This window comes from Actinotignum timonense, assembly GCF_900155575.1.
Classification (GTDB): domain Bacteria; phylum Actinomycetota; class Actinomycetes; order Actinomycetales; family Actinomycetaceae; genus Actinotignum; species Actinotignum timonense.
In genome coordinates, this window is sequence record NZ_LT706966.1 from 1,899,934 (window position 1) to 1,913,289 (window position 13,356).

Below are 13,356 nucleotides of genomic sequence, written 5' to 3' on the forward strand. Positions count from 1 at the left end.
ATGCTGGATACCACAACGGTTATTTTCAATGCGCTGGCCTTGACCGCGCGCCTGGATCGCACCCAGGTGCTCGAAAATCTGGCCGGCGCCGGATTGAAACTAACCGGGGCATCCAGCGCCGCCGTTCTTATATTCAATTCGGCGGAAAAGGTGACGAGCATTGTCACCCTGGGCCAGCCGCTGCCCGCGGCTGCCAGCCTCACCCCCACCAGCCTGGATCGGGACCTGACCAGCTTGGGCGATGAGGATACCGTGATGTGGGATCGCGCCGAAGCGGTGAGCGCCGTGCACGACGAAAGCGGCATCACCCCGGAGCCCGCCGCTGGCAGCACTCCGCTCAGCGCCGCCAGCCACCAGGACGGCATCTACGGCCCGGGTATCACGAATTTCCTCACCTCCCGCCTCATGACCGGGAACCGGGTGCTCGCCCGAGTGATCTTCTTTAACAAGCCCGGGGCTTTTAGCGAATCCGATATTAACCTCATTGCGCTCTTGGCGCGCGCGGCCACCATCGCCGTCGAAAATGCGCGCCTGTACGAGGAATCGAATTCCCGTGCGCAGTGGCTTTCCGCCTCGCGGCGCATCACTATCGCGCTGCTGCAAGGAAGCGATGAAGAAGAGGCCCTCCAGCTCATCGCCACCGAAATGCGGCGGGTAGCGGATGCCGATCTGGCCCTCATTATTCTGCCCTCGGTGGCCGATACCTGGGCCTGCGAATTTGTGGCGGGGGATGCCGGGCAGGACTTGGTGGGCACCACCTTCGGGCGGGATTCCCGGGCGCGGGCCGTGGCCCAAAGCGGGCTCGGGCGCATTATCGATACGAGCACCGCGGCTCCCTCCCCCGATAACCCCCTCGACCGTTTCGGCCCGCTTCTTTACGCGCCCATGGCCGGCGGGGATACCGCACGCGGCGTTATTATCCTGGCGCGGCTGCGCGGACGCGCCGAATTCGACATGGTTGATTTGACGATGGCGGAAAGCGTGGCCAACCAGGCCGCCCTCGCCCTGGAACTGGCCGATGCCCGCTATGTGCAAGCCCAATCGGCCCAGCTGGAAGAACGCTCCCGTATTTCGCGCGATCTGCACGATTTCGCGATCCAGCAGTTATTTGCTTCCGGGATGCGCCTGTCCGCACTGCGCGATGATTTGGCAACCGAGGATGCGGTAGCCGATAACGTGCTCGATTCCCTCGATAACGCTATCGAGTCGATTGACGAATCCGTGGCGCAGATCCGCCAGATTATTTACTCGCTGCGCGGCCCGGATACGTCTGTTCCGGTGGTTTCACGCCTGCGCCGCGAGGTCAGCTCCGTCACGGCGCAGCTCGGTTTCACCCCGAGCCTGCGGATTACCGTGCGCGGCGAAGATATTGATAGCGGTACCCACACCGAAATCGATGATGCCATCGGTTCGGATATTAGCGACGACGTTATCGCGGTGGTGCGCGAATGCCTCTCTAATGCGGTGCGCCATGCCCACGCCCATTCCATCACCGTGACGGTCACCGTCACCGACCGCGATATTAGCGTGGAAGTTGCCGATGACGGTGTGGGCATTGGTGAATTGAGCCGGCGTTCGGGGCTGTCTAATCTGGCCGCCCGGGCCCGGCGCCACCACGGCACCTTCTCCATCGCTCCGGGAAGCGACCGCGGTACCGTGGTGCGCTGGCGGGCCCTTATTGACGGCTAAATGCCCGCTTAGGTGAGGGCGACAGGCGCAAGCACCTAAGCGGGCACTATGACTGCTGGATCAAGCGGGTGACTGCACAGCCGCTGCGCCACCACAAGCGTTCTTACTGGTTACGCCAACCGGTGGCACGCTGGCCGGCCACCCACGCGGCCACCTGGGTGCGCCGCTGCAAGCCCATCTTGGACAGCAGCGAGGTGATGTGGTTCTTCACCGTCTTTTCCGCCACCCCGAGCTGCTCGCCGATTTCCCGGTTGGATAGCCCATCCCCGATCAGCTCAAGAACGTTGCGTTCCGAAGGGGTGAGATCGGCGGTGGGGTCATCATGATCGGCGCGCCGGCGCGAGACCGTGCGCTCATCGAGGAGAACGCGACCTTCGGCCACGGCTTTGATATTGTCCGAGATCTCCGCCCCGCGCACCGACTTCAAAAGGTACGCTTTCGCGCCGGCGTTGAGGGATTCGGAGAGGGCGTCGTCGTCATCAAAAGAGGTGAGGACGATGCACTTGGTATCCGGGCTGACCTCCTGGAATTGATTAATAATGTCAATTCCGGTGCCGTCCGGGAGGCGCAAATCCACCAGCGCCACATCGGGGAGCACCAGGCCGCCGCGCCGCACCGCTTCTTCTACGCATCCGGCTTCAGCAACCACCTCGAGGCCCTCCGAACGGTCAACCACCTCAATGATTCCCCGCCGTACCACTTCATGATCATCAATAATCATGACGCGAATATTTTGTGCCACGCGCCGGCCCTCCTTTTTGCATCACCATCATCGGTCAATAATCCGCCCTTATTCTACCCAATCCGAGCGACTTGACATACCGGGCACAGCGTGGTGGAACGGCCCCCGAGGGTAATTTTCTGCAAGGGAGCACCGCAGCGCGCGCAGGGCTGCCCGGCCCGCCCGTAGGCCTGCAAGGACCGCTCAAAATAGCCGCTCTCCCCATTGACATGCACATACAAGCTGTCAAACGAAGTTCCGCCGGCGGCCAGCGCGGCCTCCAGTACTTCCCGCCCGGCGTCGAGCAGTGCCTGTGCCGCAGCCGCGGGTAGCGCGGTCGCCTCCGGGTGGATGCGCGCCCGGTAGAGCATTTCATCGGCGTAAATATTGCCGATTCCGGAAACAATCTCCTGGTCGAGGAGCACGCGTTTGAGCGCGCGTCGCGTGGTGCTGAGAACGCCCCGCAGCGCGGTTTCGTCCAGATAGGGGTCAAGAAGATCGCGGGCAATATGCGCCACGGGCACGGGTACGACGGCGCGCTTGGATCCCGCCCCGCCCGGCTGGCCATCAGCGGTGGCCTGGAAAGCGACCGGTGCCAGGTAGCCGAAAGTGCGCTGGTCCACGAAGTCAAGGATCAGGCCATTATCGAGTTCGAAACGGGCCCGCAGGTGGCGGCGCTGCCCGGCCGAGCTTTCTTCCCCACCCGGCTCATCCACCCGGAACTGCCCGGACATGCCCAGGTGGGCGAGGAGGGCCAGGTCCTCCCCCATATCGCACCACAGGAATTTTCCGCGCCGCACCACCGCTCGCACGGTGCGGCCCACTACCGGGGCCAGGCCCTGCGGGGCTCGGCGGATCACGCGGGTGCCGAAAGCGCGGGCGGCAAGGATGCGGCGGCCGACCAGGTGTTCGGCCAGCCCGCGCCGGATGGATTCAACTTCGGGAAGTTCGGGCACGCCTACCTACTAGGATTCCGCGCCGGCAGTGCCCTCGGTGGCGGATGCACCCGTGCCGGGAGCTGCGTCGTCGTTCTTATCCTCAGCCACCGGTTGGACTTCACCCTTCTCGATCAGATCGGCGAGAATCCGGTAGGAGGCTTCCGCGGCGGCGTGGCGTGCGTTCTTTTGCGAGGTGCCTTCGCCGCTGCCCCATGCGCGCCCGGCCATTGAAGCAACGGCCGTGAAAACGCGGGCGTGATCGGGGCCGGTGGAGCTGAGTTCGAACTCCATGGTGCCCTCCCAGCCCAGGCCGTGCGCGAGCTCCTCGAAACTCGTTTGCCAATCGAGATTCGGGCCCAGCACGGAGGCGTCTTTGATCTTGGAATCGAGAAGCCGGTCCACGATCTCGCGGGTAGGTTCCATCCCGTGTTCCAGGTAGGTCGCGGCGATCAGCGCTTCCACGGTATCGGAAAGGATGGAGTCCTTATTGCGCCCGCCGGAGCGGTCTTCCCCGCGGCCCAGGCGCAGGGAATCGCCCAGGTTGATGCGTCGCGCCACATCGGCGAGCGCCTTTTCGGAAACCGCATAGGTTTTCATCTGGGACATATCACCTTCGGAAGCATCCGGGTATTCCCGGAAAACTTTCTCCGCGATAATGAGGCCCAAAATGGAGTCACCTAGGAATTCCAGGCGTTCGTTATGGGGTTCGTCGTGTTCGAAAGCGAAGCTGCGATGCGTGAGGGCGCGGCGCAGCAGCGGCCGGGGCAGGTCAATTCCCCACTGTTCCACTAATTCGCGATAGGCCATATGTATTCCACTTACTCCTGTGCTCGCAGCTGGGCTTCCAGTGCGTCCAGGGCATCTGAGCGCAGCGGCGGGGCCTCGTGGTGGTGCCCTTCGGGCAGGTCTTCCAGGCGTTCCCCGCAGCCGGCGCACAGGCCCTGGCAGGTGGGCGAACACAATGGCTGGAAGGGCAGGTTGAGCACGATGGCATCGCGCAGCACCGGTTCCAAATCCACGTGGTCATCCTCAATAACCGGGTGTTCTTCGGCGTCCTCATCCCCTTCGGCGATGAGTTCGGCGCGCCGCTGCGGGTAGTAGGCCAGGTCGGATACGTCCTGGGTGCGTTCTTCGTGAATATCGCGCAGGCAGCGCGAGCACTGGCCCGCAACCGTGAAATGCACCTGCCCGCCGATGTACACGCCTTCGGAAACCGAGGTGAGGCTGAGGTCCACATCCAGCTCGGAGCCGGTGGGGACGGTCATGAGCTCGATGCCCATATCCGCGGGGGCGGCAAAGGTTTCCCGCACCGGCATGAGGGAGCCGTCGCTACGCGGTAAATCGTGCAGCGACACAACAAAAGGACTGCGAAGGTCCACTATTCCTCCTCGGAATGATCAAAAACAGCGTCGGTGGTTTCTTGGCGGCTGGCGAGGACTTCCCGGCCCGCGTAAATCTGCGCGAGGGCCGCATCCATTTTTTCGTGCGCGGCCCGCACGGCTTCTTCCAGCGCGGCTGCCACCCCGTTGACCTGGCCTTCCAGGGTGGCGAGGGTGGAATCGGAGTAGTGGTTGGCGCCGTCGCGCAGCCGTTCGGCCTTCTGCTTGGCTTCGTCCTCAATCCGGGCGGCCGTGGAGCGCGCCGCGATGGTGATGGCGTCATTGGAGACGAGCCGGCTGGCCTGGGCGCGTGCTTCGGCCACGATATTTTCCGCATCCTGCCGGGCCGAAGCAATAATACTGGCAGCTTCCTGGCGGCCGGAGGCACGCACCGAATCAATATCGGCCAGCACGTCATCGGCGCGGAGCACCTGGTCGGGTACCGCATCGCGGGCGAGCTGGAGCAGGTCACGCACCTCGGATTGGTTGATCATCACCGAGGCGGACATGGGGATGGACCGGGCGTTATCCACCAGGGCGAGGAGCTCATCGAGGATCTCCACCACCGATTGCCCGCGCGTATCCTGAGTCATTGCATCTCCTCTTCCAAAGCCCGCGCCACCCGCGCGGGAACGAAACTCTGCACGTCACCTTTGTGCCGTGCCACATCTTTGACCAGCGAGGAGGCAATATGGCCTTTCGCCGGGTCCCCCACCAGGAACACCGTTTCGATCCCCGATATTTCCCGGTTCATGAGCGCCATGGGGTATTCCGCATCAAGATCCACCGCGGAACGCAGCCCCTTGACGATGGCGTCCGCCCGGATATCGCGGCAAAAATCCACTAGCAGCCCGCCGAAATCTTCCACCCGCACATTGGCCATGTGGCGCACTTCTTCGCGAATGAACTCCACGCGTTGCCGCGGCGAAAAAAGCGGATTTTTCGAAGAGTTATGCGCGACCAGAATAACAACCTCGTCAAAGAGGGAAGCGGCGCGGGCAAAAACGTCGAGATGTCCGAAAGTGACGGGATCGAAGGATCCGGGGCAGACTGCAAGCGTCATAGTTATAGCCTAATCTTTCCTGAGGCGCTCGGCCTAGTCGACGCGCGATTATTGCGCATCCGCGCTGCGCTGCGCCGTCCACAGGGTCGCGGTCCCGTAACGGCGCGAATCATCGAGTTCCCACCCCTCCGGCCAGCTCGGTTCCGGTGAAGAGCTATCGCGTTCCACTACGACGACGGCGTCCGCTGCTACATGCGGGGCCAAGCCTTCGAGCACCTTCGTGATCTGTGCTTCTGTATAGCGGTAGGGCGGGTCCACGAAAACGGCATCGAAACGATAATTCGGTTCCTGGGAGAGATACTTTTCCGCTTTCATCCGGACCACGGTCACATCGAGGTGGGCGCGGGCGGCGTTGTCACGAATAATGCTGACCGCCGGCCCTTCCGATTCCACCAGCACGACGGCGCGCGCCCCGCGGCTTTTCGCTTCCAAACCCAGCGCACCCGAGCCGGCAAAAAGATCCAGGACTTCCCCATCAGCAATAAAGCCGCGATGGTCGAGCCGGGAAAACACCGCTTCGCGAGCTTTTTCCGAGGTGGGGCGGGTCCCCGAACTCGGCACCCGCAGAATATGCCCCTTGGCGGTTCCGGCAACAATACGTGTCATTGCTTATCCCCTTTCCAGGTAGGTGGCTCGCTCGGTATCCAATGCGTCCGCGGCCCGTTCCAGCTCCGCCGGCGGCGCGCCGCGTTCCACGAGGTCCGTAGCGGCGGCGCGCGCGGTAGCGATAATATCAGCGTCGCGCACCGCGGAGAGGAAACGCAGGTGGGAGGTGGTTCCCGCCTGCCGGGTCCCCAGCACATCACCTTCGGAGCGCAGCTCCACATCTTTTTCGGCCAGCGCGAAACCGTCCGTGGTGGCGGCGAAAGCCGCGAGGCGTTCGGCGGCCAGGCTTCCTTCCGGGGCACCGCTCACCGCCAGGCACAGCCCGGCTTTGCTCCCGCGCCCGATGCGCCCGCGCAGCTGGTGCAGCTGGGACAGCCCGAAGCGTTCTGCATTCATAATGATCATCATGGTGGCCTGCGGAACATCCACCCCCACTTCGATAACGGTGGTGGAAACCAGCACCGGCACTCGCCCGGCCGCGAAATCCGCCATGGCGGCGTCTTTTTCCGCGGCGCTCAGCCGCCCGTGCATCTCCCCTACCGCGATTCCCTCGAATTGGGGCAGGGCGCGCAGGCGTTCGGCCAGTTCAGTGACGGTGGCCAGCGTACTTTCGCCGCCCGGGTCCTCCGCGGGGGCGGCTGCGTCGTCGTTCTCACTAATACGGGGAGCGAGCACGTACACGCGCCCGCCGCCCGCAGTTTCTTCCCGGGCGCGCCACCACATGCGCGCGATCCAGTTCGCGCGGTTTTCCGGAACGACGACGGTGCTCACCCCGGCGCGGCCGCCCGGCAGTTCGCGCAAGGTGGAGACGGCCATATCTCCGAAAACGGTCATGGCGACGGTGCGCGGGATGGGGGTGGCGGTCATGACGAGGGTGTGGACGCCGCGCGCGAGGCTATCGCGTTGGTCCACCCCGAAGCGGTGCTGTTCGTCCACGACCGCCAGGCCTAGGAAGGGAATCTGGACTGTATCGGAAAGCAGCGCGTGGGTGCCGATAATAATGCCGGCTTCTCCCGAGGCGATGCGGGCCAGGGTGGCGCGGCGCTCGCTGGCGGTGAGCGATCCGGTGAGGAGTTCCACCCGGGTGGAGTGCTCGGCTGCGCCCAGCATCCCGCCCGCGCCCAGATCCCCGAGCAGTTCGCGCACACTGCGGGCGTGCTGGGCGGCCAGTACTTCGGTGGGCGCCAGGAGGGCTGCCTGGCCTCCGCCATCGACCACCTGGAGCATGGCACGCAGGGCCACCACGGTTTTCCCGCTTCCCACATCGCCTTGGAGCAGGCGCTGCATCGGGGTGGTGGCGGCCAGGTCCGCGGAAATCTCCTCCCCCACCGCGCGCTGCCCGGCGGTGAGCTCAAATGGCAAGCGGGCATCAAAAGCATCCAGGAGTCCGCCGCTGCGCGGTGGGTAGGCGGTGGTGGGATGCGCAGCGCGGGCGGCACGGCGCCGGGCAAGGACGGTGTGGAGCACCAGGGCTTCTTCGTGGCGGAACGGCAGCTGGGCGAGCGCGGCGGTGATGGGCTCCTCGGGGCGGTGAGCCCGGCGCAGCGCCTCGAGCCGGGTGGGCAGGCCGTGGGCGCGCCGATAGCCGGCAGGAAGCAGATCGGGAACATCCGCGCTGGTCAGCCCGGTGAGAACGGTGCTGACCGCCCGCTCGATTTTCCAGGAGGGCAGCGCGGCGCTGGCGTGATAGATGGGGATGGGGCGGCGCAGGCGCTCCACATCCACGCTCCCCTCGTCTTCCACCAGATCGTAATCCGGGTGGGTGAGTTGCAGGGTGCCGCGATAGGAACTCACCGTCCCCGAAAAGGTGGCGACCGTGCCGGGTTGCAGGCGCCGTTCGTGGTAGGCCAAAACCCGCTGCGACTTCGCGAAGAAGGTGAGGCTGAGTTCGCGGGCGCCGTCGGTCATAAGAACGGAGAGGATGAAGCCGCGCCGCGCGCGCATGGGCCGCAATTCCGCGCCCACCACCCGGCCGATCACGGTGACGTCCTCGCCTTCGCGCACCTGCTCGATGGGGAGGAGTTCGCCGCGCCGCGCGTAACGGAACGGCAGGTGGTAGAGCAGCTCGCCCACCGTGTGCAGGCCGAGCCGCGCGAACGAGGTGGCGCTGCGTTTGCCCAGGGCGCGCTCAAGGGGCACGCTGAGCGCGGTCCACCCGTCCGATACCACGGCCGGGCTGCCACCTCGCGTCTGTGCCGCCGCCTGCGCGCTGTCCATACTCTTCACATTAACACCCGCGTTATATTTTCCCTAACGGCACGTTGCCAGCACGGCACGTCGCACGCACGGCACGCGGTGGTGCGGACCGGCACCGTTACGGCTGTGCATTGTTTGTCACGACGACGCCGCCACTCCCGCCGCACGTGCCCTACGCCACGGAGGGAACCTTTGGCAAGCGCTCTCCTGACCGCTATACTAGTGGAGTTGTAATTTTCCTATGCGCTCAGGTGTATCTACCGAACAGCGGCAGGTGCGCGAGCGGATCCATGATCAACCGAAGGAGAACACCGTGGCTTCTGTTTGTGACGTCTGCGGCAAGCACCCGGGCTTCGGGAAGAGCGTCTCGCACTCGCACGTGCGTACTAGCCGCCGCTGGAACCCGAATATTCAGCGTGTTCGCGCGCTTGTGAAGGGCGCCCCCAAGCGCCTCAACGTGTGCACCTCGTGCCTCAAGGCCGGCAAGGTGCAGCGCGCCGCCTAAGTACTGTGGCTTCGCTGGGCTCTGGCTCGCTCCCGTGAGTTAGCTAGTGCCAGCACCGGAAGGCCGCACATCCTTTTGAGATGTGCGGCCTTCCGGTTTAACTCATCAGATGACTTGGGCGACTACTACTTGGAGAAATCAACAACCATGCGGCCTTCGATCTTGCCGGCCAGCATTTCGTCAATCATATCGTTGATGTCATCGAGAGGACGCGTGGCCACGATCGGCTTGACGAGGCCCTGGGCCCCGAAGTCAAAGGCTTCTGCCAGATCCTGGCGGGTGCCCACGAGGGAGCCCACCACCTTAATGCCGTCCAGAACGGTGCGGTGGATATTCAGGTCGATGGTGCCCTTCGGGAGCCCGACGCACACCACGGTGCCGGCGGCCTTCATGGCGTCCACGGCCTGGCCGAAAGCAACCTGAGATACCGCGGTCACCACCGCGACGTCCACGCCGCCCACTTCCTTCTGGATCCATTCCCCGGAGTTGATATCCGAGGAATTGACAACGAGGTCAGCGCCGACCTTCTTTGCCGATTCCAGCTTCTCATCATTGATATCCACGGCCACCACGCGAGCCCGGAAAACGTTCTTGGCGTACTGGATGGCCAGGTTACCCAGCCCGCCCGCGCCGTAAATCGCCACCCACTGGCCGGGGCGAATATTGCCATTCTTGAGGGCCTTGTATGTGGTCACGCCCGCGCAGGTAATGGACGAAGCTTCGGCCGGATCCAGCCCTTCGGGAACCTTGACGGCGTAATCTGCCACGACGATGCACTTTTCAGCCATGCCACCGTCAACGCTGTAACCGGCATTTTCCACGTTCCGACACAGGGTTTCGTCGCCCGTCACGCAGTATTCACAGTGGCCACAGCCGCGGAAGAACCAGGCGACAGACACGCGGTCGCCTACCTTGAGCGAGGTGACATCCTCACCGATTTGTTCCACAACGCCCACGCCCTCGTGGCCGATAATGCGGCCGGGCACGTCACCGAAATCTCCGAGCGCCACGTGGATATCCGTATGGCACAGGCCGCAGTATTCGATATCGACGAGTGCTTCGTTGGCCTTAATCGGGCGCAGTTCCACGTCCTTAATGTCAACGTAGCCGTCCGAGGTTTCTCGAACTGTCGCTGCTCGCATTTTCTCCTCCTATTTCAGCGGGAGCATCCTTACTCCCAGTTGATGCGGTGCGGTTCGCCGCACCACTTCTTATTTTTGCGAGCGGCAGCATAGTATTCCAGGGGAGAACGTCCTGATTTCGCGCAAAAAATTCGCCTATCCGGATAACGGCGCAGCGACCTTTACCAGCATCTTCACCAACGGCGGAAATGCTCCGAGCTGCGGTCTAGTTCGGCGTGAGGATTAACGGTGGCGCTCAGCCGCGCCGGAAATGATCCCAGCCGCTCCCCCGCGTCCAGGCACGCCCGTCCACGGTGACCAATCCGCCCGGATGGGCGGCTTCCACCGCCCCGATAAGGCTGAAGCCTTCCGGGAGATGCGGGATGCGCGCACCCCAAGCCCGTTCCGGGCTCACGTCCATCGTGGCGAGGAAACCGTGGTCCTCTCCCCCGGTAAGTACGCAGCTATAAGCCCACTCCAGCGGATCGGAACGGCCCAGGTGCCGGGCCACCTCAAGGAGATCATGAGCGTGGCGGGAAAGCGTCTCCGAATGAATATCGATATGCACCCCGGAAGCGGCGGCTATCCGCTGCGCATCGCGAAGCAAACCATCGGATACGTCCATCATCGCCCCGCGCAAGCCGGCGCGAACCGCGCGCAGCACCTCGGTCACAGGCGGCCGCGGGCGTAGAAAATCCTGAATGAGGCGGGTGGCGGCATCCGGGAAAGCGCTCCGTTCCGGCGCAAAGCCGCGGCTGAGCAGTTCGAAGCCGGCCGCGGCCCGCCCTAGATTCCCGCAGTGGATGAGGGGCTGTCCGGGCGCTGCCGCCGAGCGTTGCAGCGGGGTGCGCCCTTCCAGATCACCCAGAATGGTGGCGCTGATGGCCATATGGCCCCCGCCCACGAGGTCTCCGCCGTCGACCCCACATCCGAGCGGGCCGCAACATTCGGCCAGGCCGCGCGCAAGGTCCCGTACCCAGGCGACCGGCACGTCCCCGGGCAGTTCCATGGCGACGACGAGGGACCGCGGCCGCGCTCCCATCGCAACGGCGTCGGCAATATTTTGGGCGGCCACCCGCCAGCCGACATCGCTCCCGCTGGACCAGTCGCGCCGAAAATGCACGCCTTCCACGAGCATATCGGTGGAGACCGTGACCCGGCCGTCGCTCAGACCGAGCACCGCGCTATCATCCCCGCTGGGGACGATTGTTGTTTCTCCGCGCGGAAGCAGCGGCACGATCTGGGCGAGGAGTTCCGCTTCGCTCAGGTCGCGCACCAGGGGCCCGGGCGTATGGCTGGCAGCTGGCCGGGGCATTTAGCGCAGCCCTACCCCGCGCGCGAGGGCGAGGTCGATGAGTTCGGAAATGAGATCGCGGTAGGCCAGCCCGGTTTTCTCCCACAGGATGGGGTACATGGACACGGCGGTGAAGCCGGGAATTGTATTGTGTTCGTTGACGTACATCTCCCCGGTGGCGGTGTAGAAGAAGTCCACGCGGGTCATGCCTTCGCATTCGAAAACCTCGAAAACGCGCCGCGCCAGGCCTCGCATTTTCTCCGCGTCCGCCTCCGGGAGCGCGGCGGGAATTTCCATGTGGAAGCCTTCGGTGGCCACGTATTTGGTGGCGTAGTCATACCATTGCACGTCCAAAACGATTTCGCCGAGTACGGACGCGCGCGGCGCGGTACCGCCACGCCCACCGAGGACGGCGCACTCGATTTCACGGCCCGGGATTCCCGTTTCCACAATGACTTTAGGGTCGACGGCGCGCGCTGTGGCAATGGCGGCGTCGAGCTGCGAAAGCTCAGCCACCCGCGTGATGCCCAGTGAAGATCCCGCGCGAGCTGGTTTGACGTACACGGGAAGCTGCAAACGTTCGGCTACTTCCGCGCGCACGCCCTCCGGATCGGCGTTCCAGCGCTGGGGTTCCACGAGCACGTAAGGCGCAACCGGCAGGCCGGCAGATTCCAGCACCAATTTCATATAGTGCTTATCCATGGCCGCGGCGGAGGCGAAAACTCCGCAACCCACGTAGGGAATGCCCATCATTTCGAAGGTGCCCTGGATGGTGCCATCTTCACCGAAGGGGCCGTGGAGCAGCGGGAAGGCCACGTCGATAGGCCCGAGGCTGCGCGAACTGCCATCTTCACCGCGCACCACAAATCCCCCGCCGGGTCCGAAATCTGCCAGCACGCGTTCTCCGTGGTATTCCACGTCCGCGCCGGCAGCCACCTCCTCCGTGCTCATGGGAACCCAGATGCCTTCGGTGGTGATGCCGATGGGGATAACGCTGTAGCGCTCCGGGTCAATGGCTCCCAGGACGGACGCCGCGGTGAGGCAAGAGACGGAGTGTTCTCCGGATACGCCCCCGTAGATGAGGGCGACGTGATGTGTGGCCACGAATGGACACCTTTCTACTCAGTGCTGTTCCCAGGGTAGTACGCCGGACCGCGCGGCAAGGTGACAAACCCGGGCGCGGCCTACTACAGTAAACATATGACACAGAACACAATGAAGTCGTTTCTCCTGCTCGCAGGCGCTGCCGCTCTCACGCTGGCCGGTTGCTCCGGGACCGGGAAGGGCGCTCCCGCCAGTGATGGCGCGGCCACGCCGTCCACCCCGGCTGCCGCTTCGTCTGCCCCGGCGGTGAGCCAGTCCCCCAGCCTCACACCCAAGGCTGCGGAAAGCTCCCTCAAGGGCTTTATCGAAGGGGATTCGCAGTCCCCGAATTATCCCAAGCTCACCGAGAATTCCGCGGTGCCTACCGCAGTGCGGGTGGCCGGCCACGAGGGCTGGGATCGCGTGGTGGTGGAATACGATAGCGATGCGGATCTGGAATGGTTCAGTTTCTTCGGTGATGAGGCCATTCAGGACGGTTCGGGGCGGCCCCTGGATATTCCCGGCAAGCGCTTCCTCACCCTGAGCATTTCCGGGGTGACCTACCCGGAGGATCCTGCGCAGGCTGCGGATCTGTCCGTGCCGAACCTCGGGGGTGCCAAGGTAGTGCAGGGCGTCCACGTGGAACACGCTTTTGAGGGCATGCACCAGGTCCATATCGGGCTGGATAAGGACCGGCCCTACCGGGTTCAGGTGCTGGAGAGCCCCAAGCGGATTGTTATTGACGTTGCCAATAACTAATC

14 protein-coding genes are annotated in these 13,356 nt (G+C 64.1%); 3 read left to right on the forward strand and 11 right to left on the reverse strand.

Annotation, left to right across the window (positions count from 1 at the left end):
- Complete coding sequence (locus CZ322_RS08075) at positions 1 to 1,689, forward strand: sensor histidine kinase (protein ID WP_159455020.1); 1,689 nt, start codon at positions 1 to 3, stop codon at positions 1,687 to 1,689.
- Between the two features lie 103 nt (positions 1,690 to 1,792).
- On the opposite strand, the gene CZ322_RS08080 is transcribed toward CZ322_RS08075, so the two are convergent.
- The 8 genes from CZ322_RS08080 to CZ322_RS08115 form a co-directional block, all read right to left on the reverse strand.
- Entirely contained in the window at positions 1,793 to 2,410 is a 618-nt protein-coding gene (locus CZ322_RS08080) for a response regulator (RefSeq protein ID WP_039899046.1), read from the reverse strand.
- A 74-nt stretch (positions 2,411 to 2,484) separates the two neighbouring features.
- Positions 2,485 to 3,366: a bifunctional DNA-formamidopyrimidine glycosylase/DNA-(apurinic or apyrimidinic site) lyase gene (gene mutM, locus CZ322_RS08085; RefSeq protein ID WP_087070882.1), complete on the reverse strand. Its 882-nt coding sequence runs from the start codon at positions 3,364 to 3,366 to the stop codon at positions 2,485 to 2,487.
- Positions 3,367 to 3,375: 9 nt separating this feature from the next.
- On the reverse strand, positions 3,376 to 4,155 hold the full coding sequence (rnc, locus tag CZ322_RS08090; protein WP_234984510.1) for a ribonuclease III: 780 nt from the start codon (positions 4,153 to 4,155) through the stop codon (positions 3,376 to 3,378).
- An 11-nt stretch (positions 4,156 to 4,166) separates the two neighbouring features.
- Positions 4,167 to 4,727, reverse strand: coding sequence for a YceD family protein (locus tag CZ322_RS08095; RefSeq protein ID WP_087070883.1), 561 nt, complete (start codon positions 4,725 to 4,727; stop codon positions 4,167 to 4,169).
- Positions 4,727 to 5,320, reverse strand: coding sequence for a hypothetical protein (locus CZ322_RS08100; protein ID WP_087070884.1), 594 nt, complete (start codon positions 5,318 to 5,320; stop codon positions 4,727 to 4,729). Before CZ322_RS08100 ends, CZ322_RS08095 begins: the two co-directional genes overlap by 1 nt.
- A complete protein-coding gene (gene coaD, locus CZ322_RS08105; RefSeq protein ID WP_087070885.1) occupies positions 5,317 to 5,790 on the reverse strand; it encodes a pantetheine-phosphate adenylyltransferase in 474 nt (157 codons plus the stop codon). Before coaD ends, CZ322_RS08100 begins: the two co-directional genes overlap by 4 nt.
- Before the next feature lie 48 nt (positions 5,791 to 5,838).
- Positions 5,839 to 6,396, reverse strand: a complete 558-nt coding sequence (rsmD, locus tag CZ322_RS08110) for a 16S rRNA (guanine(966)-N(2))-methyltransferase RsmD (protein ID WP_087070886.1) — start codon at positions 6,394 to 6,396, stop codon at positions 5,839 to 5,841.
- A gap of 3 nt (positions 6,397 to 6,399) precedes the next feature.
- Entirely contained in the window at positions 6,400 to 8,613 is a 2,214-nt protein-coding gene (locus tag CZ322_RS08115; protein ID WP_234984556.1) for an ATP-dependent DNA helicase RecG, read from the reverse strand.
- Between the two features lie 292 nt (positions 8,614 to 8,905).
- Between CZ322_RS08115 and rpmB the strand changes: the two genes are divergently transcribed.
- A complete protein-coding gene (rpmB, locus tag CZ322_RS08120) occupies positions 8,906 to 9,097 on the forward strand; it encodes a 50S ribosomal protein L28 (protein ID WP_016442917.1) in 192 nt (63 codons plus the stop codon).
- Between the two features lie 125 nt (positions 9,098 to 9,222).
- On the opposite strand, the gene adhP is transcribed toward rpmB, so the two are convergent.
- From adhP to CZ322_RS08135, 3 genes are all read right to left on the reverse strand, one after another.
- Positions 9,223 to 10,239, reverse strand: a complete 1,017-nt coding sequence (adhP, locus tag CZ322_RS08125; protein ID WP_026429465.1) for an alcohol dehydrogenase AdhP — start codon at positions 10,237 to 10,239, stop codon at positions 9,223 to 9,225.
- Positions 10,240 to 10,474: 235 nt separating this feature from the next.
- Positions 10,475 to 11,533, reverse strand: coding sequence for a thiamine-phosphate kinase (gene thiL, locus CZ322_RS08130; RefSeq protein ID WP_087070887.1), 1,059 nt, complete (start codon positions 11,531 to 11,533; stop codon positions 10,475 to 10,477).
- Positions 11,534 to 12,616 carry a D-alanine--D-alanine ligase family protein gene (locus CZ322_RS08135; protein ID WP_087070888.1) on the reverse strand — a complete coding sequence of 361 codons (1,083 nt, stop codon included), beginning with the start codon at positions 12,614 to 12,616 and terminating at the stop codon, positions 11,534 to 11,536. It abuts the gene before it with no gap.
- Positions 12,617 to 12,712: 96 nt separating this feature from the next.
- Between CZ322_RS08135 and CZ322_RS08140 the strand changes: the two genes are divergently transcribed.
- A complete protein-coding gene (locus CZ322_RS08140; protein WP_087070889.1) occupies positions 12,713 to 13,354 on the forward strand; it encodes an AMIN-like domain-containing (lipo)protein in 642 nt (213 codons plus the stop codon).
- Positions 13,355 to 13,356 lie beyond the last annotated feature (2 nt).